We start from the raw sequence: 21,433 nt of genomic DNA, 5'->3' as shown, positions 1-21,433 counted from the left end.
AATCTCGATGCCTAAGGGGCCTATTTCGGAATTAGAAATGGCGGCGCAAAGGGTGACTTTCAGGCAACGGAGCTCAGCCTGCTTTTGGATAGGGCAACAGACATGACGCAGCTGTTGCTGCGGGAAAACCACGTCGACCGGCTTGTGCAAGGCAAGGTTTACCTAAGCATCGTGTCTCCTCGGGTAAGTCGACTAAACTGGTATCCGGATCCGTTAGTCGCAGGCACTATCTGGCAGGCTGCTATCGAAAACAAGACAACGATGACGATCCGACATGTTGCAAAATGACACATTGTTCTAATTCAGATTATTAATACGGTTGACCGCTTATTTTGCCGCCTCGACATGCGCGGCAGACTTCCCCTCGCGCTTGCCGACCTGAAACGGGGCGATCGATAGAAACGCAGCGGCGCAGAGCTTCATTCAACCGGGAATGATCTTACGACTAAGGCCATCCCCGTGACTTGGTCGGACACGGCCTTTACGTCAGCCTTCTTGCGCCAGAGGAGGAAGGCGCCGGCGATACCGAACGCCAGGCGAACCAACGCAAGGTTCTGCCAGGGCATCGTACCGACAGCAGCCAGACCGGTTGAAAGGCCGCCGCCAGTTACTATGGGCACGATAGCACCCTTAGATTTCCACCAGAGCGCATCGAGGCTGGGCGGAGTGATAGCCACGGTCTCTTCAGTGACAGGCGCAGCCTCGATCCGCACCTGAGCGACCTGCGCTTTAGGTGCGAGATCGACAAGCATCAGATGGATGGCAGCTCGCCTTTGCTGACCATCCAGTCCATCCAGATTGCCTTTGTAATACCCCCGCCCGTTTCGCGGCGGCCTGGAAGCCACGAACGTCTTTGACATCGTGCCCGCGCACCACGAGGCCGAGGCGGTGTAATATTCCATCCGGTCAGCGTATCCGTTCAGGCCGAGTGATCATCTCGGCGTCGTTGCGATCGGAATAACAATTGAGGCTTTTCCGGTCCGGGTTGCCCTCGTCCCAGAACCAGATCGCGGAAAGACCCTCCAACGGATCTATATTGATCCGGCCCGGATTGGCGACGAAGTCCGGCGGATTAATCGTTGCGCTTGCACCACTCATAGAAGGCCAGTATGTTATAGCCGCCAGTCATCTGAATAGGGCCGCGTCCCGTTTCTTGTAGCCGTCACCATTCTTGGTCGGCGTGTTGCCGGAATCGGCACGGGTGTCGGACCGCTCCTGCGCTGGGGGCGGCCCCTAGATCTCGCGATCGTATCGGAATGAGCTAATCTCGTGAAGCAGCTGCGCGAGAAAGGCGACGGCGCGATGAGGCAGATCGAGGCGGCACTCGGCGCCGTACTTGTTCAGCGCCATCATTACAGAGTTGAAGTTGCTTTCATTCACGCGCGTTTCGCAGCATCGCGCACATGCGCGGCGGTTACGAGGACCGATGGGCCTCTTCTTTTAGACCCGACTTCGAGGCGTTAGACCACTGATATTGCTGGGCCTCGTCATTAACGTTTAACTTGACCGCGAAAAAAGTAAATGTAGTGTCGTCCCATTGTAAAAGGGGACACGCATGCATTCGCTTGATCGCGGAATCGCTGTTTTCGTGGTTCTTGCCGCAGCCGGATGCGCTGGAACAAACTACGCCACGAACGATTTTAACGGTATCGATCCTGTCATGTGGCAGAGTGTCACGACTGGATCAACATTTCGGATAGTTGATAAGCCACGTGAGAACCGCCTCCTGGTTGCCAGCGACCGAGGAATGAACCTGCAAAACGGCATCGCAAGTCCCGCACCGATCGCAACGGATACATCCCCCGCGTCGTATGAGAGTGCCACAATCGAGTGGCTAAAGACGACTGGACGTACATGCACGACAAGATCAACCCACTTGATTGCCGAGTCTCAGTACGAGGTCCGATACACGTGCGAAGGCCCTTTCCCGGCGGCGCCAGCAAAACCAGCGCCCTGGTGATCCAATTGTTACAAATTCGATGGAGGGTTACTTTAGTAAGCTTTAGGCAAGCTTATGATGGCAATCTTTCTTCCAACGACACGAATGCCAAAGAACAGGCATCAGAGAATGCAGCGGCGTTGCGAATAACGCTCAAGCGTGAGCCCGCCACCCCGCCAGGTGACGGGTTTTTTCTTTCACCTGCGCAAGGAACATTTGTTTTATTAGCGTATTGAAATATTGCCGCCGGTGTTCCAATTCCGCAGCGGCATGAGGCCCAGCCGGTTAATCTCCAACGAGATCGGCGGGCCTCTTTCTTGACAGTTTAGGGCGATGGGAAGCGTTTCCCGAGCCATAATGTTCTCCTGCTTGTAATTTTCGGATTGTCGCCCATGAATCCACCCACCAAGGGAGCGACGGCGGCGCTCTGGGCCCGACAACACTTCTATCTTAGGGATGTGACTAGTCATAATGGGCACATTACTCCTCACACTTAACAAGTGGGAGATCGCGTCCAGATATTTATGGGGCCACTACAATAACAACCTCGATCACCGCCCGCGCGCAAACCGGTCCAGAATGCGCCTCGACAGACACAGGCTCCGAAGCCTCCCTTGTCGGGCGCGTGCATCACGACGCCAGCCGAACCATTGTGATGGGTGTATGCCGATGCGACGCGCAATCGCCGAGACACTCGCTTCAGGCTCCATCGCCTCAGCCACCGCTCGCTCTTTGAAATCATAGGACCAACGCCGCCGAAATTGCCGCGGCACGCCCTCGAAACGTTCCGGAACGGCCTCGATCATAGGAAAGTTTCTAGTTCCAAAGATAGGCGCAGACATAGAAGCTCACAGTTTGTGAGTCGTCTATCTGGAATATAGGCGAACGCTCAAAGTACGCCAGATGCGGTCAGCTCGTCGCCTACATGGACTACTGAGGCCAGTCAGCTTAACTGTATAAGCGTTGATCGCAACGTTCGGTGAAATAAATCCCAAGCGCGGCGTCTTTCTCAGCGACAGCGGCCAGGGAACACCGTATAGAGACCGGAAACGCTATTCCACCTCTGGAAATCCACTTACCGGATGCTTTACGGACAAGAATAACGGTCGAAGAGGATCGTCGGGGCCTTACGCTGAATCCTGCAAGTCGGGCCTCAGCCGGTCCAGAAACTTGTGCGGTGCAAAACCGTCGACGCTCTAATCGCAGTCGGGCGAAGATTCAGTGGCAGGTCAGCGCTCGGGGGCCCAGCGCGGACATCACAAGAATTATCACCGCGAGTTCAACTGCGTCCTCCGGCTAACTGAAAACCAGATTTCCCCGACGGGCCGGCACAAGTCAAGATGAAGGATAACTAGCTTCCAGTCCTTGGACGTTGAGCGACCTCGTTCTCCTACACGCCCGAACCCAAGCTCTCCATAGACGAAGATCGGTGGTCGAAAGTTACCGTTCTGACTGGTGCCTACCGGAGGTCGCCTCAATCCGACCAGAGCTTTGACCAATTCTCAAGAAAACTGTCGAAACTCAGGCAATCTCTACACGGAAATAAACCCGAATTTTAACGCCTTCCACGCGATCAGGCGCTGATCGGGCGATGTTGCTCCGCCGGCCTTATATTCATAATTTGTCTCAAAATTCAGGGTATTGAGTGACGCCTTCAGACGATGCCGGCTTTCTAGCTCTAGTCGAAACCAATTACGGCCGGCCGCAAGCTTGCGCGCGCCACAACTCTCTCCATTTACGGAACAAACGAGGAAGAGATCTTTACACGCATTCTGATCAGCGAATGCGAGATCTTCGATCTCGAGCTCGATAAATAAATAGTCGCGCTTAAATTTTTTGGCGAGATTTTTCGGCAAGAATTCGGTTACTCTTCGCCACAGTTTACGAAGGCTAGGCCCTCCAGACAGACGGGCGGATGCCGATTTTTGTACCCAGCAGAACCCTGGCTCTGCATCATAAAAGCCCTTAACAAATACGATCTTCTCCGTTTTCTGACTGAAGTCAACTTCCGAGGGAGGATATTGAATTGGTGGAATTGTTAGCTCGGAAACGGCAATGATCTTGGCGCTGTCACTTCGACATCCGATAGGAGGAGGAAAATTCAGCAAATCGTGTGCGAGATTAACATTGGGCAGGTTTTGGAGGACGCTACATGTAATTTCGGCGATCGTTTGACATTCGTCCAAATCAATTTTTTTCTTTTCTGCACTTTGAAAATATTTTGAAGTACTGAAGACGACATCTGCCAGCTGGTGAGCCGTCGATCTGTCGATACTATTATCGATCAGTCCTGCGTAGAAGAAATCGAAAACTAATACTCGTTCAGTTAAAATGCTCTTCACGTACTGTTGAAAACCAGCGTCGTCGCGAACAAGAATGAGAAGCTTAAAGTTCCTATAATGCTCACGCAACGCCGACTCGAAAGCTGAGATTATTTCCGCACATCGTTTGTTAGTTACTGTTTCGAGTTCGAGACAAACGACTGGAATATCAGTCCACGGGAGGTCGCGGATGTAACTTCCTAGTGGACGCCAAATTTTTGATGCGCAACTTGCTAGTGTCGCCGCACCTTCAGACGTATTAAACTCCAAATCTTTCCGGTTTCCTTCAGCAATCTCGTTCGGCTTGAAGGCGCGAGTTGCACCCAGCAGGTTTCTGATCCACTCATGAAATCTACGGTTCTCATCACTGTAGTCAATCGAAACCCGGCGATTGCGATTTTCGGCCGCAAGTCTCGTCATCTCTTCAAGTGCCTTTGCTCCGCTTTCGATGTCATAGGCAGAGAAGAACACGGCGCCCGTATTATATTTTTCGTCAAAAAAGCGCATCTGCGGGTAATCTGAGACGAGACTTGGAACGCCGTATTCTGCAGCCTCGAAAACCGAGGCAGTTCCGTTGTCGTATAAAACATTGTGCCATAGGAATGTTGCGTCGCGCAGTGTTCTAATGAAATCGGGGCGACTTAATGTCTCTGGAAAGAAGATGTTTCGCAATACATGAGGCTTGCTCTGAAGTAGTTCGCGGACTTCGATGTGATAATCGTGGGTAGACGATGTATTGTCAGGGTTGAACCAGCGAGTTCCGACGCCTGTTATTACTAATGGAAGAGCGGTTGTTGGGTTGTCATTGTAGTAACGGTCGAGAACATTAATTGCCCTTATATGGTTTTTGTGTGCTGTATCGTTGGAAGTCCAGAGAAAATACTTATCGAACGGCACGACACGTTTGCCGTCGCTCGTTGGTTCGTTGGGGAGGGGAGCGAATTGAGGCGCCAGCCAAACCCGGGTGCGGGGCACCCCGGCAAAAGCGACCACATCCTCGAGTGTACGAGGCGTGGTACAGTAAACCAAGGCCGCATAACGGTAAGATAGCAAAGTGTTGAGCAACCCTTGCCACACTTCCCCTTCGCCGACCGGCCGCGACGAATATGCAGACGGAACGATCCTCACGAGAAGGTCCGCGCAGAATATTACATAGGGGCGTAGAGGCGAAACGATACCCTCGGTTGGGAGGTTCCATAAAAACCAAAGATTACAGTCTAGGTAGTCTTCTCCAGCCAGGGTTTGAGGTTGCACCCAAGTTGTGCCGTGCGAATCTTGTTTCTGTGCCCAGGTTAGATCGCGAAATTCAATGCGAGAGTGAAATATAGGTTCGAGGAGCAACAAGGCGTCAGATGGGTTAAGGTTAGAGCCTAAAACGACGGTCAGGTTGGGATCTGCCTGAAGCAGGGCGTTACAGAACATTAAGGTGGTCCGGCCCATTCCTGAACTCGTGCCATACGCGCCGCAAAGCAGCACCGCAGCTTTGTTCTTTTTCAACTCTACTATCCTTTTGAATTCGCCACCAATTCCAAGCGGCGGCGGATGGTCGTGCTCAAAAATTCGCGCCGTCTCCCACCCGCCACACCCTTTTGCGGCACCATCCGGCAGAGTCAGGAGTTGGTCAGCGTTGGAAACTTATTGCATCTCGAATCCCGCATTGCCAATGTCATAGACGATCAAAGTAAGTCCTCATGCTGTCAGTAACAGCTTCAATCTGTGCTGGCGTTAAGTCCGGGAAACTTGGCAAATTCAGGCCGCGGCTGGAAATATCTTCGGCGTTTGGCAACGAAAGTTCTTGGCGAAGATGAGGCAAAAAATGAGATGGATAAAACACGGGTCGAGTTTCAATTCCAAGATTTGCCATGTGCTCGCGCATAGGCTCACGATCTGCGGCATTTCTAACCGCCACAGAACACATCCAGAAAGAATGGACCGTGCCTGCAACCTCGTCATGAAAATCTAGAGGCAGATCCCGTAAAGCCTTGCGATAGCGGTCTGCGACGTCGCGTTTGCAGCGTATGATCTCATCCGCCTGCTCTAGTTGTGCAAGCCCGATTGCGGCGCAAATGTTGGTCATCCGGTAGTTGAACGCTAGCATGTCGTGCCAATATTCCCGCGTGGGTGAAACCCCTTGGCTTTTTAGTCTCCTGCTCCGTGCAGCAATCTCTCGATCTTTAATGACCACCATACCACCCTCGCCGGTGGTGATCGTTTTGTTCCCGAAAAAGCTGAATGTCGCAGCGTCGCCAAATGTGCCTACATGTTGTTCACGGTAGTGACTTCCAAAAGCCTCAGCGCAATCTTCGATGAGTAGAAGACCGTGTTTTCGGCAGATTTTAACGAGTGTTTCCATGTCGCAAGGCAGCCCGTACAGATGAACTGCCATTATCGCTTTAGTGCGCGGCGTTATTTTTGACTCGATGTCGTCGACGTCGATTTGCCACGTCGCGGCGCACGAATCGACGTATACAGGTAACGCGCCGCACTGCAGTATGCAGTTCACAGAAGCAACATAGGTTAGAGAGGGAACAATTACTTCGTCGCCTGGGCCGATACCAAGGGCAACGAGAGCGAGGTGGATTGCCACTGTTCCATTGCTGACGCTGATCGCGTGGGCTGCTCCCGTGTAATCTTCGAACGCAGCTTCAAATCTCTCGATGAACTGTCCTCGAGACGAAATCCATGTCGAGTCAAGGCATTCGTTGACGTAGAGCTTTTCATTGCCCGCGAGGCGTGGCCTATAAACCGGTATCATCTTTTCCATTTTTTCTCTGGACGTCAGCTTTCGTGATTTTTGAGCAACGCCTCATTTCTCGCGCGTCTCAGATCTTCTTTGGCCATTTCATGGACAAGTTCCGTGAAGCCGATCTTCGGTGACCAGCCTAGCATGCTTTTCGCTTTCGAGGGGTCACCGAGAAGCGTCTCGACTTCCGCTGGTCTAAAATAAGCTGGATCGACTTCGATCACGCACTGGCCGTTTTTCGCATCGAAAGCTTTTTCTTCTAGGCCCTCTCCGCGCCATATAAGATCAATCTCCATAATTTTTGCGCAGAGCTTCACAAATTCTCTTACGGAGTGCTGCTCGCCCGTTGCAATAACAAAGTCCCGGGGTTGGTCCTGCTGCAGCATCAGCCATTGCATTTCAACATAGTCACGCGCATGGCCCCAATCACGAAGCGCATCCATGTTCCCTAGATAAAGCCGATCCTGCAAGCCAAATTTAATCCGTGATAGAGCGCGCGTAATTTTTCTTGTGACAAATGTCTCGCCGCGGACCGGGGACTCGTGATTGAAAAGGATGCCATTACACGCATATATTCCGTACGCCTCCCTGTAATTTACCGTGATCCAATATGCGTAAAGTTTCGCGACGGCATAAGGTGAGCGGGGATAAAATGGAGTTGTCTCGCGTTGAGGCGTCTCTTGAACCAAGCCATACAGTTCGGACGTAGACGCTTGGTAGAAGCGCGTCGTTTTCTCCAACCCTGCAATGCGTATTGCTTCAAGGATACGAAGAGTTCCTAGCGCGTCGGAATTTGCGGTGTACTCGGGCTCCACGAATGAAACAGCGACGTGGCTTTGAGCGGCCAAATTGTAAATCTCATCTGGCTTAGTCTTCTGCACTATTTGCGCAACGGCTGAAGAATCTGTTAGGTCACCATAGTGAAGGATCAACCGAGCGTCGGCGTTGTGTGGATCTCTGTAGAGATGGTCTATCCTTTCAGTATTGAAGCTAGACGATCGGCGGCGCATGCCGTGTACTTCGTACCCTTTTTGGATAAGAAATTCAGCGAGATAGGATCCATCCTGGCCTGTAACGCCAGTTATCAGCGCTCTTTTTCGACTTGTCATGACTGCTCCCGGAAACGTATAATTCACTGAGCCGCATAAGGCACTAGAGATAGCTTATGGCTGTCCATCCGAACGCCTTCACATGGAATTCAGGCTTTAAAGAGGAGCCACTAATTTTATGGTGCGGCTCGATTGTCAAGCGAATACCGAGCGGCGAGGCGCTTTGCACCGCGTGTAAGAATTTTCACGTTAAAGCCTTATCTTCTTGCTGATGGGTCTCGCGGGATTTCCCACGACCGTCTCAAAAGCTGGAACGCTTTTAGTCACGACGGCACCCATGCCTACGATGGCGCCGTCACCAATCGTAAGTGGGCTTGATGGAGAACCATCTCGTATAACCGCCCCAGCCCCAATATACGCGCCGTTACCAATCCCCACATTTCCGTTGCATCTCACGCCGGCCGCAAACGTTACGAAATCTCCAATTTTGCAGTCATGTGCTACATAACAAAAGGAATTCGCATAAAAAAATGACCCAATTACAGTATTTGTTGTAATGACCGTGTATTCAGCGATGACAGCGCCTGCGCCAATAGAGCTGTGTTCCGAAAATTTCGTCGATTCCGTTATAATTTCGAGCGGCGTAACATTCCGATCTATACACCTCTCTGCTATCCGTTTCCTAACGGTTGGGTCACCAACTGCTGCAACGAAATACTTGTCGGCACTCTCGCTTAGAAAAAAATCCTGTTCGAACACGAGACGCGCACCGTTTATTTCGTCGTGTTTGGGGTCGACCTCGACGAAGCAGACATCGAAACCTTGTAGGAATTGCCTACGGCACTGGGTTTTTGCGAGTGGCATGAGTTCTCTACCAAGTCCTCCTGCGCCAAAAATTCCTACCAATGGCCGCGTATTCATCTCTTCCTCCCGAGAATTCCGGTGTTGTCCCATAAGATGGACCCATGCCCCGCGACTCTTAGCGCAAAGGCAGGAACGCTTCGTTACAATTTTTCTTTGAGGAAACTCTATGTTTTTTGCTGCCGCAGCCAACTTTGTCGGCCTACGACCTAATCGCTCCTAAAAATAGTACCGTCATCGTTCTCCCTTGCGCACTCGTCGGAGGTGTTCTATTAGCCCGTTTTTATGAGCGGACATAGGACGGATTTTGGGTTGAGTACAGCATCTTGGAGCGATTCTGGGCGATACCGATTTATCGACGCGCTTCGCGGTGTGGCTGTCTTATTAGTTTTAATTATCCACATTTCCGAAATATATGTACAAATATCGTCGAATGGTCGCCACAGCGGTAGATGGATCGCTGACATCTCGCACGAATTTGATTTCGGGCGTATGGGCGTTACGATTTTTTTTCTGATCAGCGGCTTTGTAATACCAAGCAGTTTCGTGGGCGACCGAATAAATGGCACGCTGAAATTTCTCATTTCGCGATTTTTTAGACTCTTCCCGCTGTTTTGGCTTTGTGTTTTTCTGTCACTTGTAACACAGGAATGGACAGCGGGGAGGTTTCCCAACTGGAGCGCCATTTTCTTAAATCTAACCATGCTCCCGCAATTTTTCGGCGTTTCCCCAGTCAACGGCGCTTACTGGACTCTTGCGGTTGAGTTGGTGTTTTATGGCTTATGCGTTCTTTTGGCGATTACCGTTGGGATAAAAAATCTAAATATCATCGGGATTTTGTCCATTGCTTTAATCGCGACTTTCTTCGATCGAGAGTATGGTTATCGAATTCAGTTCCTTCAAGGACCTTTCGGGGACTATCCAATGCTCCTAGGAATGATGTTTTGGGGAGCGTTAGCCCGTGCCAGGTTTGAAGATAGCCGACTCCCGCTCATCGCCGAAGTCGCATACTGGCTGGCAGCACTCTGGTGGCTGATCGGTTTTCCAATGGCCGGCTTCCACGAGGCGTTTGCACGCACGCACGCGGAAGTAGATTTGGTGCCGCGAATGTACGGATCATACTTTTGCGCATTCGCTATATTTTTCTATTCGGTCCATTTCTTTCGATTTAAAGCAACGGCTCTCGAGTTCGTAGGGAAAATTAGCTACTCGGTGTACTTAATACATGGTCCTGTAATGTATTCCATTCTATTCATACTTGATAATTATCTTGGATATTTCAAATTTCGCTTCTCGCTTTACGCTTGGCTGGCGATTGTGACAGCACTTACGATCGTCATATCAAGTCTGACGTACCGATTCGTGGAGCGCCCCTTTCAAAGAATGGGAAAAAAACTGGCTTCGGCGTTTAAACCGTAAATTCATAAATCGAGTAACATAGGCGATGCAAGTTGGCATCGTAGTGCATGTTAAACATCGCCAAATTGCAACTCGGTCAGGGTTGGTGGCCGATTCAAATTCCCCAGAGCCGTAGGTTTCAGGTGAGGCCTCCTCGGTCAAGGTCCGCTCCGTTGTTACAAAGTCGAGGACAACAAAAAGCCAACGGGCATTCTCAGGGCGTGGGGTGGATTTTCGAAGCGCAGTTTCAAATTTGAAGAGACATGGGCACTTTGAGATTTGGTGGTTGCTGCCGCTGGCGCTGGGCCGGCGCTAATCATCATGAATGGTTTAAGGTAGACGGCAATGGCGGCTACAGCGGCGTTGCTCCTCGTTGGGGCAAGTTCTATGAGTTAATCGGTACTGCCCGCAATCGCCATGCGGTGCCTCGGGAAACGATCGGAGCATACACAACCAATTCTCAGCATATTCTAGATATTCCCGCGATGAAATGCCCGAATTCATAGGCGAGGATTGGTCGTTTTCTCCAAGTTGACGGACTAGATCGCGCTCCCAGTCCAGTTTTGGGACTTTCCTATCGCCGCATCACTGCTTCAGATTCTGGGATGAGGTGCTATGATCTGGCCGACTTGAATGGCAAACAGGCGTGCGTTCGTCTTACTGTCAACCATAATAAGTCCAACGGACTGCGATCCAACAAAATTGCGCATTAAATGCGCTAAGTGGCGAGTAGTTCACTCAAACTTTCCTACGAGGATAACCGCGAGATTGACACCTCGGTGAACCAGATATTCGAGCGTGAGCTAAAAAATTTGCGGTGAAGTCTGTGCGAAAGAATTTCTATCTTCTTACTTCCACATGGCCCTCATCCGCGCACCCACATCGATCCGGATCTGCTGCGCGCTGCGTTCCGAAGCGGCGGCCGAAACCAGTGGCCAGGTCATCGTCTCAAAAAACTGCAGCAATGTCGCCGGTATGAAGCGGGTTCTGGCGGCGTAAACATGCCGGTCACCCTGCTGACTCTGCCCGCCTGTGAAGAAGCGTTGCGGCGTGATCAGCGACAGGCTGTCCTTGGCGCGGGTCATGGCGACATAGAGGAGCCGGCGTTCCTCCTCCAGTTCCTGGGTGGTGCCGACGCCGAGGTCGGAGGGGATGCAGCCATCGACCACGTTCAGGATGAAGACGGAGCGCCATTCCTGGCCTTTGGCGGAATGGATGGTGGAGAGGCTGAGATAATCCTCGTCGAGCAGCGGGACGCCGGCCTGATCGCTGGTGGCGTCCGGCGGATCGAGCGTCAGTTCAGTCAGAAAGCGCTCGCGCGATGGGTAGCCGCCGGCGATCTGCTCGAGCTGCAGCAGATCGGCCTTGCGGGTGTCCGCATCCTCATGCAGGCGTTCGAGATGCGGTTCGTACCACAGCCGAGCCTGCCCGATCTGGCCCGGCCAGTCATTCGGCGCCTGCCGCAGGCCCACAAGCATTTGTGTAAAGGCTGCCCAGTCATCGCCGGTCTTCGGCGGCGGCGGAATTTCGGCGAGGGCAAGTAGCGGCTCGGGGTCTGTCGCAATCGCATCGAGAATGTTGCCAGCCTTCTTCGGTCCGATGCCTGGCAGCATCTGCAGCAGCCGGAAACCGGCGACGCGGTCGCGCGGGTTCTGTGCGAAACGCAGCACGGCCAGCATGTCCTTCACATGGGCGGTGTCCAGGAATTTCAGGCCGCCGAATTTGACGAAGGGGATGTTGCGGCGGGTCAGTTCCACCTCGAGCGGGCCACTATGGCTAGAGGTGCGGAACAGCACGGCCTGCTGTTTCAGCGTCATGCCGCTCTCGCGATTGGCGAGGATCTGGTCGATTATGAAATTCGCCTGCTCGGTTTCATCCTTGACCGTTACGAGCCTTGGGCGCTCGAGCGATACCCGTTCGGTCCAGAGGTTCTTGGTGAAGCGCTCGCGCGCGAGATCGATGACCCCGTTGGCGGCTGCAAGGATCGGCTGCGTCGAGCGATAGTTGCGATCCAGCGTGATGATATCGGCCGCCGGGCTGAAGGAAGCCGGGAAATCGAGGATGTTGCGAACGGTCGCTGCGCGGAAAGAATAAATCGACTGCGCGTCGTCGCCCACCACGGTCAAGCCGCGGCCACCAGGCTTCAGCGCCATCAGCACCGATGCCTGCAACCGGTTGGTATCCTGATATTCATCGACCATCACATGGTCGAAGCGGTTGCCTATATCATCAGCCAGAACGGGGTCGCTGACCATCTGGGCCCAGTAGAGCAGAAGATCGTCGTAATCGAGCACGTTCTGGATCTGTTTGGCCTCGACATAGGCCGCGAACAGTTCCTTGAGTTCGCTTTCCCAGTTGGCAACCCAGGGATAGTGCTGGCGCAAGATGTCCTTGAGTGGTGTCTGGGAATTCACGACACGCGAATAGATCGCAAGACAGGTGCCCTTTGTCGGAAAGCGGCTTTCAGTTTTGGAAAAACCCAGCTCGTGCCGGGAAAGATTCATCAGGTCGGCGCTGTCTTCGCGGTCGTGGATGGTGAAATCGATGTTGAGGCCGATCTGCTCAGCGTAGATGCGCAACAGCCGTGCACCAATGCCGTGAAACGTGCCGGACCAGGCCAATGCATCTGTCATGATTGCCGAATTTGCCCCGAGGACCTGCTTGCATATCCGTTCGACACGGCGCGCCATCTCAGAAGCTGCGCGCCGTGAGAATGTCATCAGCAGGATGCGGCGGGGATCGGCGCCATTCACGATTAGATGCGCAACACGGTGAGCCAGCGTATTGGTCTTTCCCGAGCCGGCGCCGGCGATGATCAGAAGCGGACCGGCGACATGTCCATCCACCAGTCCAACACCATGTTCCACGGCCTTGCGCTGCTGCTCGTTCAGTTTTTCCAGATAGGCAACCGCCATCCTGCACTAATCCTCGATATTTGCCCCAGGCGAAGTTGCCTGCCCGAAAACGGCGGGCGACTGAGCCTGCGCCGCCATGTCGCCTTCGTGCCGCAATGATTAGCAAAGACTCAAACAGCAAGCCAGAACAAATGCTGAACGCAAAAGCCTTGCTGCGCAAGTCCGGTTGGCGCCATCACCTGACAGCTCGATTTCCGAAGTCTCTTCCGCGAATGTTGCCTCAGGAGCGGAAGCGGATATGCTGTCGTCGCATCGCCGGAAATCGGATGAGGCAGTTGTCTCATTGGTCTGAAATGATGAGATATTTCATGTTTTCCGAGGCGCTTTTCCTGCTTTTTCCGGGAGCGTTTAACCCGATCGGATTTAACGGTCATTACCCCGAAGAGGCTTATTCACTGGGAGGAAAAAATCATGAGACGACTTAAATTCTGCCTGATCGCTCTGGCCGCAATCGCTGCCTCGACATTTGCTCAGGCCGAGCAGAAAGCGATGAAATCCGATGTCACCATCGCTTCTGACATCAACTACCTGATTTACTCGCCCAAGGATTACGCCGGCTCGAACAAGACCTATCCTCTTGTCGTCTGGCTGCATGGCGGCGATCAGGGCGGCAGCGACGTCGAAAAGTTGCGGTCGAGCGGCTTGCCGAAAATGATAGAGGAGGGACGTGAGTTTCCCTTCCTGGTGTTTTCACCCCAAAATCCGAGTGAGGAACTACTTTATCCGATCGAGCGTGTCGCAAGCGTTCTTGAGGCGATGGTGGCCAACCATCGGGTCGACCGGGAGCGCATCTATCTGATCGGCTATAGCCGGGGAGGGTTCGGCGCATGGTCCATGGCAGAACAGTTTCCTCAAACTTTCGCCGCGGTGGTTCCGATTGCCGGCGGCGGCATTCGGCACTACCTCAATCGAACGAACGAGAAGGCGGCTTTCTGGGCCTTTCATGGCGCAGATGACGAGGTGATCCCGCTGTCCGATACAGTGGTGCTCGTGCAACGTCTTAAGGAGCTGAAGCGCAATGTTCGGCTCACCGTGCTTGAGGACACTGACCATCAGGCGGTCGAGGGAAAAGTGCTGAACGACGAGGCGATGTGGACTTGGTTGCTTGAGCAGAAGCTTGCGGGCGAAAAAGCACCCTCGAATCCGTAAATCCGGGCCGACCGCTGTTTTTTACAGCTGATATTGCCGTTTCTGCCGCGTTTTGCCATTGCAGCGCAGGCTTGCGATAATATGCGACCCTTTCAGCGAATGCACTTTATCGCTTGACTCCCTACGCGGAGATGGTGCTAATACGCATTAGCTGCTAATGCGTATTAGCAGGGAGCGAATGCCGGAGGAGGGCATGGCGTGTCCAGTCACAGACGTCTCACGCAGAACGATATCGCCAAGCTTGCCGGTGTCAGCCAGGCAACGGTGTCGCTTGTTCTGAACGGCGCGCCGGCAGCGGTCGCGCGCATCCCGGACGAAACCCGGGAAAGGGTGCAGGCCGTCATTCGCCAGACTGGTTATGTTGCCGATCCGATTGCGCGGCGCATGGCCAAGGGGCTGAACCGGATCCTCGGCGTTTTCACCTATGAGCCAGCATTCCCGAGCGCCCAGGCTGACTTCTTCACGCCCTTCCTGCTGGGTATCGAAGAAGAGGCGCAGCAGCAGGCTTATGATCTTCTGCTGCTGACGAGCGCCGGCGTCGGCGATAACCGCAAGATTTTCTCGGAAGGCAACAGGCTTCGGATTGCGGACGGCTGTCTGGTTCTCGGCCGCGAGTTCGATCGCAAGGAACTCGCCCGGCTGGTTTCGGAAGACTATCCCTTCGTCGCGATCGGCCGGCGTGAAGATGCCGGTGGTCCGGTTCCCTATGTCGGCGGTGACTACGCCGCGGGAACGCGTCAGCTCGTCGAAGACGCCATCGCGCTGGGACACACCAAGCTTGCCTATATCGGCCCGCATGGTCCGGCAGAATCGATTGCCGATCGCTGGCAAGGTTTCAGCGCGGCGCTCGCAGATGCGGCCACGATTGCCCTGCATATCAAGGCGGTCAACCGGCCGGCCGAGAAAATACTCGATGCCATCATTGAGAGCGGGGCAACAGTCGCCTTCTTCATAGAATTGGCCGATGCCGTGCGCGTGGAAGCGCTGGCGCGGGCGAGGGGGCTTGTCGTGCCGGACGCATTTTCGATGATCGTGCTTGGCAGCCATATCAGGGCCGCTCGCAGCCCCGTGCGCTTCACCTCCTATGAAATTCCGCGCGAGGAGATGGGGCGGCAGGCAACCGCCATGCTGGTCAACCGCATCGAGACCGGCAGCGCCGGTGGGCAGATCCTTCTCAAATGTGAACCCGTCAAGGGAGAGACGTTGGGGCGGGCCCCGACCGGCTCGGCAAACAAGTCCTCAGTCAACAAAACGGATGTGACGTCGTGAAAGACATGAAAGCAGATATTCTCGTGGTCGGTGGCGGCCTTGGCGGCGTAGCGGCGGCACTGGCGGCCGCACGAGCGGGCAAACGCGTGATCATGACCGAAGAATTCGACTGGATCGGCGGCCAATTGACCAGTCAGGCCGTTCCCTCGGACGAGCATACATGGGTCGAACAATTCGGCATCACCCGTTCCTACCGGGCGCTGCGTAACGGTGTGCGGCAGTATTATCGAGACCATTATCCGCTGACGGAAGGCGCGCGCGCGTGGGGCGATCTTAATCCGGGCGGCGGATGGGTGAGCCGCATCTGCGCCGAGCCGCGTGTCAGCCTCGCGGTCATGGAAAGCATGCTGATGCCCTATATTGGCGCAGGTCGCCTGACGATACTCAAGCCCTGGCGTCCCGTCGCGGCCGATGTGGACGGCGACCGGGTTCGCTCCGTGACCCTCCGCCATCGCGACAGCGGCGCTGAAATCGTCATATCGGCCGATTACGTACTCGACGCCACCGAACTTGGCGATCTGCTGCCGATGACCGGCACGGAATATGCCAAGGGTTTTGAGGCGCAGTCGGACACGGGGGAACCGAGCGCGCCAGAGCACGCTCAACCGGACAATGTGCAGGCTGTCTCAATCTGCTTTGCCATTGACCATGTCGATGGCGACCAGACGATCGACAAGCCTGAGAACTACGACTATTGGCGCTCTTACCAGCCGCATTTCTGGGGCGGGCCGCTCCTCGGCTTCACTGCGCCGCATCCGCGCACGCTGGAGCATACCACCCGCTCCTTCACGCCAAATCCCGATGATAATCCGCTGCTGGTCGATGCCGACCAGCGCAAGGGCGGCGGTGATGAGAATCTCTGGATTTTCCGGCGCATCGCGGCACGGAAAAACTTTGCGCCCGGCTTTTACCAATCGGATATCTGCCTCGTGAATTGGCCGATGATCGATTACATGGATGGCACGATCATCGATGTGACAGAGGAAGAAAAGGCGCGCCACCTGAAGGCGGCGGCAGATCTTTCCTATTCGGTCTTTTACTGGCTGCAGACGGAAGCGCCGCGCCTTGATGGCGGGCAGGGGTTCCGCGGGCTTCGGCTGCGTGGCGATATCACCGGCACCGACCATGGGCTTGCCATGGCTCCCTACATTCGCGAAAGCCGCCGTATCAAGCCGGTAACGCGCATTGTCGAGCAGGATCTTTCCTATACGGTTCGCGGCGAAAGAGGCGCAGTCCGCTATCGCGACAGCATCGGTATCGGCATGTACCGCATCGACCTGCATCCATCCACCGGCGGCGACAACTATATCGACGTGCCATCCTGTCCGTTTGAAATTCCGCTCGGTGCGCTGATCCCGCAGCGGGTGAGAAACCTGATCCCGGCCGGCAAGAACATCGGCACGACGCATATTACCAATGGTTGCTACCGCCTGCATCCGGTCGAATGGAACATCGGCGAAGTGGCCGGGATGCTTGCGGCGCACTGCCTGGAAAATGGCCTCACGCCACATCAGGTGCAGGAAGACGATGACCGCCTGGAAGCCTTCCAGACGCAGCTGACCCGTGAGGGCATCGAAATACGCTGGCCTGATATCGCGGCCTATTAGGACGGCGGTTTGCCGTCTGATCGAACCCATCTTTGGAGGAGGACCGGGAATGAACAATCATTTTAAACTGAAATCCACGGCCCGTGCGCTTGCCCTGGTCGGCTCGCTTGCGCTTGCGGGCGGAGCGGTTGCGCAGGATGCGGTTAATTTGCGCATGACGATCTGGAGCGCCAACGAGGCGCATCTCAAGCTCTTCAACGAGATCGCAGCCGGTTTCAAGAAGGATCATCCAAATGTCAGCGTGACTTATGAGTCGCTGCCTTTCGATACCTACACGACTGCACTCACCACACAGATCGCGGGCGGCAACGCACCTGACATGGCCTGGATTTTCGAGACGTCGGCTTATGATTTCGTCAAGTCCGGGGCGCTCTACCCGCTGACGGACACACTGAAGGCTGCGCCGGGATATAATCTTGAGGAGGTGGGTGCCGGCGCCACGGAACGCTGGTCGCAGGACGGTACGCTTTACGCCTATCCGTTTTCGACCTCGCCCTTCGCCGTCTTCGTCAATAACGATCTCATCAAGGCTGCCGGTGCCAAAACCCCTGCCGACATGATCGCTGCCGGCGAATGGACGTGGGACGACGCCATCGCAACCGCGTCGGCTGTCGCCAAGACCGGAAAGGGCGGGCTTGTCGTCCGCGATTTCAATTACCAGAGCTGGCAATATCTCACTTCCGTCTGGAATGGCTGGGGGGCTTCACCCTGGAGTGCTGACGGCGCCACCTGCACCATGGCGGAAAAGCCGATGGCGGACGCCATTTCGTTCATCCACGACGCCATCTTCGACAAGAAGGCCATTCCGGGCCCCGGCGAGACGGTCGATTTCTTCGCTGGCAATGCGGCGATGACGATTACGCAGATCAGCCGTGCCTCGCTTCTGCCGAAGGAAAAGCCATTTGGCTGGGACCTCGTGCCTCTTCCGAAGGGCCCTGCGGGCGATTATGCGCTGATCGGCCAGGCGGGTATCGGCGTCATGCAATCAGGCAAGAATGCCGAGACCGCGGCGCAATTCGTGGCTTATATGACCAATCCGGAAAATTCCGCCAAACTCAGCCAGTTCTTCCCTTCAGCGCGCAAGTCTTTGCTAAATGCGCAGGTGCTGAAAAAGACGAACCCGCTGCTCAGCGAGGAGCAGATCGAAAAGGTTGTCATCTCCGGCATCTCGACCGGCAAGGTCATGCCCGGCCATACCGGGTTTGCCCAGATCCAGCAGATCGTGCGTTCGAACCTCGACGCCGTCTGGCGGCCGCAGGCCGATGTGGCCGGCGCGCTTCAAAAAATCTGCGGCCAGATCGGGCCGCTCTTGAAGCGCTGAGGAGAAAACCATGGCTGTCGCGCAGGATATTGCCCGTACTCAGGATCGTCCGGCCCCGGCGTTCTGGACCATCGCGCGGCGCGACAGCCTTGCGGGATTCCTGTTCATCGCCCCGCAGCTGATCGGCATCGTCATCTTCGTTCTGATCCCGCTCGGGCTGGTGTTCTGGTATTCGCTGCATGAATGGAATGTGCTCGCCAACACCTTCACCTATACGGGTGCGCAGAACTACCGGATGTTGGTCGAGGACAGCAATCTTCGCGAAGTCCTTGGCGCGACGGCGATTTTTTCGGCCGGGCTCGTCGTGTTCAACCTTTCACTGGCGCTGCTTCTGGCCGTATTACTGAACCAGAAACTGGCTGGCATCGCGATATTCAGGACGCTGTTCTTCTCGCCGGTCGTCGTCTCGCTGGTTGCTTGGACGATCGTCTGGGGGTTCCTGTTGCAGAAAAATGGCGGCATCAACGGCATGTTGCTGATGGCCGGCATCGAAGGCCCCAACTGGCTGCGCGAGGAAACGACCGCGATGATTTCAGTCATCGTCGTGCAGGTCTTCAAGAATGTCGGGCTTAACATGATCCTGTTTCTGGCGGCACTTCAGGGTGTGCCGAAAGAACTCTACGAGGCGGCCCGCATCGATGGCGCGCCCGCCTTCAAGCAGTTTCGTCGCATTACCCTGCCGCTGATCAGCCCGACGATCCTGTTGACCTCGATCATAACCATTGTCGGATCGCTGCAGGTATTTGCGCAGATTGCCGTTCTGACCCAGGGGGGGCCGGGTCTCTCGACCACGGTGCTGGTCTATTACCTCTATCAGCAGGCCTTCCAGTTTCATTTCTTTGGCTACGGCTCGACGCTGTCCATCCTGCTGTTTGTGATCGTCGCCGTACTGACCTTCGCCCAGTGGCAGATGCGCAAGAGGATCGTCTTTTATGAAAGCTGACCTTTCCCCCCGCATGCAGGTCGCTCTTTACGGGGTGTTGTGCGTGCTCCTGATCCCGTTCGTCTTTCCGACATGGTGGATGGTGACGTCATCGATCAAGCCGATCAGCGATATCTTCGCCTTCCCGCCGCAATTCTTGCCGCAAAACCAGGACTGGACGAGCTATTCCAAGGTCTTCGAGTTGCAGCCTTTCGTGCGGCAATACTGGAACTCCGCCTATATTGCCGCTGTGGTGACGGCAGGAACGATGATCATATCGTCCATGGCAGGCTATGCTTTTGCGCGGATCCGGTTTCCGGGCGCAAATCTCATTTTCATGGTCGTGCTGCTTGGCCTGCTCATTCCGTCGGAAGTCACGATCGTGCCGCTGTTTCAGATGTTTCTGAAGGCGGGCATGGTCAACACACACTGGCCGCTCATTCTTGTGCCGATCTTCGGTGCGCCCAGTGTTTTTGCCACTTTCGTCATGCGGCAGTTCTTCGTGACGCTGCCCGCCGAGCTCGAAGAGGCGGCGCGTGTCGATGGTCTCGGGCGCTTCAAGATATTCCGCAGGATCGCGCTGCCGCTGGCAAAACCGGCGCTGGCCTCGGTTGCGATCTTCACCTTCCTGCACTCCTGGAACCTGTTCCTTGAGCCTATCGTCTTTCTCTCCAGCGCAGAGATGTTCACGCTGCCGCAGGCGCTGACCCAATATACCGACGCCTATGGCGGACCGATGTGGAATATCCAGCTTGCCGCAGCGACGCTGACGGCGCTGCCCGTGCTCATCGTCTTCGTGATTGCCCAGAAGCAGTTCGTCGAAGGCCTCGCCCATACCGGCCTCAAGGGCTGAAGAACCGGATTTAATCGATGGCTAATGTAACCCTGTCCGACATCCGCAAAAGCTATGGCGCGGTAAAAACCATTCACGGCGTCGATCTCGATATCAGGGATGGCGAATTTGTCGTCCTCGTCGGACCCTCCGGCTGCGGCAAGTCGACCCTGCTGCGGATGGTCGCCGGTCTCGAAACGATCACGGGTGGCGAACTCAAGATCGGCGAGCGGATCGTCAACGATCTCGATCCCAAGGACCGCGACATCGCCATGGTATTCCAGTCATACGCACTTTATCCGCATATGACGGTCGCAACCAATATGGGCTTTTCGCTGGAGCATCGCGGCTCAAGCAAACAGGAAATTGCCGAGAAGGTGAACTGGGCCGCGAAGATCCTCGGCCTTACCGCATTGCTCGACCGTTATCCCCGCCAGCTCTCCGGCGGTCAGCGCCAGCGTGTTGCAATGGGTCGCGCAATCGTTCGCAATCCGCAGGTGTTCCTGTTCGACGAACCCCTCTCAAACCTTGATGCCAAACTGCGCGTCGTGATGCGTGGCGAGATCAAGGCTTTGCATCAGAAACTCAGGACCACCACGATCTATGTGACGCATGACCAGGTGGAGGCGATGACGATGGCTGACAGGGTCGTTGTGCTGAACGGCGGCCGTGTCGAGCAGGTCGGCACGCCGCTCGAACTTTACGACCGTCCGGCAAACCAGTTCGTTGCCGGCTTCATAGGCTCACCTTCCATGAATTTTCTGCCCGGCGTGATATCGCAAGCCGGTTTTGAAACCGGCGGTGTGGTCTTGCCATTGCCGGCAGCTGCCGCCGCTCTTGCGGGAAACGGGGCGACTTATGGCATCCGGCCCGAGCACCTCGCCCTTGATCCCTCGGGCGTACCGGCCGAGATCCTGCTCGTCGAACCGCTGGGATCGGAAACGCAGGTCACCATGACACTGGGTGGTTCGCGGGTGCTCGGCGTTTTTCGCGAACGCATAGGCCAGGCGGTCGGCGAGGAGATAAGGATATCCCCGGCTTTGGACGGCATTCATCTGTTTTCGGACGAAAACGGCAATCGGCTGAACTGAGCCCCGGCGCGCGTCC

16 protein-coding genes are annotated in these 21,433 nt (G+C 55.1%); 9 read left to right on the top strand and 7 right to left on the bottom strand.

Translation table 11 applies throughout. The features are described 5' to 3' along the window. Positions 1-419 precede the first annotated feature (419 nt). Positions 420-902 carry a peptidoglycan-binding protein gene (locus EGT36_RS31085; RefSeq protein WP_244456426.1) on the bottom strand — a complete coding sequence of 161 codons (483 nt, stop codon included), beginning with the start codon at positions 900-902 and terminating at the stop codon, positions 420-422. A gap of 952 nt (positions 903-1,854) precedes the next feature. Between EGT36_RS31085 and EGT36_RS17685 the strand changes: the two genes are divergently transcribed. Continuing rightward, positions 1,855-2,175, top strand: a complete 321-nt coding sequence (locus EGT36_RS17685; RefSeq protein WP_125270725.1) for a hypothetical protein — start codon at positions 1,855-1,857, stop codon at positions 2,173-2,175. Between the two features lie 315 nt (positions 2,176-2,490). Here the strand turns inward: EGT36_RS17685 and EGT36_RS31530 are convergent, their stop codons facing one another. From EGT36_RS31530 to EGT36_RS17660, 5 genes are all read right to left on the bottom strand, one after another. Continuing rightward, positions 2,491-2,745 carry a transposase gene (locus EGT36_RS31530; RefSeq protein ID WP_425117344.1) on the bottom strand — a complete coding sequence of 85 codons (255 nt, stop codon included), beginning with the start codon at positions 2,743-2,745 and terminating at the stop codon, positions 2,491-2,493. Positions 2,746-3,471: 726 nt separating this feature from the next. Further along, the gene (locus tag EGT36_RS17675) at positions 3,472-5,757 is read right to left on the bottom strand and encodes a glycosyltransferase family protein (RefSeq protein ID WP_125270724.1); all 2,286 of its coding nucleotides are present in this window, start codon (positions 5,755-5,757) and stop codon (positions 3,472-3,474) included. A 169-nt stretch (positions 5,758-5,926) separates the two neighbouring features. Beyond that, positions 5,927-7,015 carry a DegT/DnrJ/EryC1/StrS family aminotransferase gene (locus tag EGT36_RS17670; RefSeq protein WP_125271409.1) on the bottom strand — a complete coding sequence of 363 codons (1,089 nt, stop codon included), beginning with the start codon at positions 7,013-7,015 and terminating at the stop codon, positions 5,927-5,929. A gap of 23 nt (positions 7,016-7,038) precedes the next feature. Beyond that, a complete protein-coding gene (gene gmd / locus EGT36_RS17665) occupies positions 7,039-8,112 on the bottom strand; it encodes a GDP-mannose 4,6-dehydratase (RefSeq protein WP_112637202.1) in 1,074 nt (357 codons plus the stop codon). Between the two features lie 189 nt (positions 8,113-8,301). Continuing rightward, the gene (locus EGT36_RS17660; protein ID WP_125270723.1) at positions 8,302-8,973 is read right to left on the bottom strand and encodes an acetyltransferase; all 672 of its coding nucleotides are present in this window, start codon (positions 8,971-8,973) and stop codon (positions 8,302-8,304) included. Positions 8,974-9,225: 252 nt separating this feature from the next. On the opposite strand from EGT36_RS17660, the gene EGT36_RS17655 reads away from it, so the two are divergent. Beyond that, entirely contained in the window at positions 9,226-10,332 is a 1,107-nt protein-coding gene (locus tag EGT36_RS17655; RefSeq protein WP_172965662.1) for an acyltransferase family protein, read from the top strand. Positions 10,333-11,159: 827 nt separating this feature from the next. Here the strand turns inward: EGT36_RS17655 and EGT36_RS17645 are convergent. Continuing rightward, positions 11,160-13,226, bottom strand: coding sequence for an ATP-dependent helicase (locus tag EGT36_RS17645; protein WP_125270721.1), 2,067 nt, complete (start codon positions 13,224-13,226; stop codon positions 11,160-11,162). A 411-nt stretch (positions 13,227-13,637) separates the two neighbouring features. Between EGT36_RS17645 and EGT36_RS17640 the strand changes: the two genes are divergently transcribed. The 7 genes from EGT36_RS17640 (at position 13,638) to EGT36_RS17610 (ending at position 21,417) form a co-directional block, all read left to right on the top strand. Beyond that, complete coding sequence (locus EGT36_RS17640) at positions 13,638-14,375, top strand: carboxylesterase family protein (RefSeq protein WP_004444787.1); 738 nt, start codon at positions 13,638-13,640, stop codon at positions 14,373-14,375. Positions 14,376-14,573: 198 nt separating this feature from the next. Beyond that, on the top strand, positions 14,574-15,644 hold the full coding sequence (locus tag EGT36_RS17635) for a LacI family DNA-binding transcriptional regulator (protein ID WP_125270720.1): 1,071 nt from the start codon (positions 14,574-14,576) through the stop codon (positions 15,642-15,644). A 5-nt stretch (positions 15,645-15,649) separates the two neighbouring features. After that, positions 15,650-17,251: an FAD-dependent oxidoreductase gene (locus EGT36_RS17630; protein ID WP_125271408.1), complete on the top strand. Its 1,602-nt coding sequence runs from the start codon at positions 15,650-15,652 to the stop codon at positions 17,249-17,251. A 49-nt stretch (positions 17,252-17,300) separates the two neighbouring features. Next, on the top strand, positions 17,301-18,572 hold the full coding sequence (locus tag EGT36_RS17625; protein WP_125270719.1) for an ABC transporter substrate-binding protein: 1,272 nt from the start codon (positions 17,301-17,303) through the stop codon (positions 18,570-18,572). 10 nt (positions 18,573-18,582) lie between these two features. Beyond that, positions 18,583-19,515, top strand: a complete 933-nt coding sequence (locus EGT36_RS17620; protein WP_125270718.1) for a carbohydrate ABC transporter permease — start codon at positions 18,583-18,585, stop codon at positions 19,513-19,515. Further along, on the top strand, positions 19,505-20,347 hold the full coding sequence (locus EGT36_RS17615) for a carbohydrate ABC transporter permease (protein WP_125270717.1): 843 nt from the start codon (positions 19,505-19,507) through the stop codon (positions 20,345-20,347). The genes EGT36_RS17620 and EGT36_RS17615 overlap by 11 nt, the downstream gene beginning before the upstream one ends. A 17-nt stretch (positions 20,348-20,364) precedes the next feature. Next, positions 20,365-21,417, top strand: a complete 1,053-nt coding sequence (locus EGT36_RS17610; RefSeq protein WP_125270716.1) for an ABC transporter ATP-binding protein — start codon at positions 20,365-20,367, stop codon at positions 21,415-21,417. The last annotated feature ends 16 nt before the right edge of the window (positions 21,418-21,433 follow it).

Source organism: Agrobacterium sp. FDAARGOS_525 (assembly GCF_003938925.1).
GTDB classification, from domain to species: Bacteria; Pseudomonadota; Alphaproteobacteria; order Rhizobiales; family Rhizobiaceae; genus Agrobacterium; species Agrobacterium pusense.
Note: the sequence above shows the minus strand (reverse complement) of the source record. Positions and strands in the feature narration are given on the sequence as shown.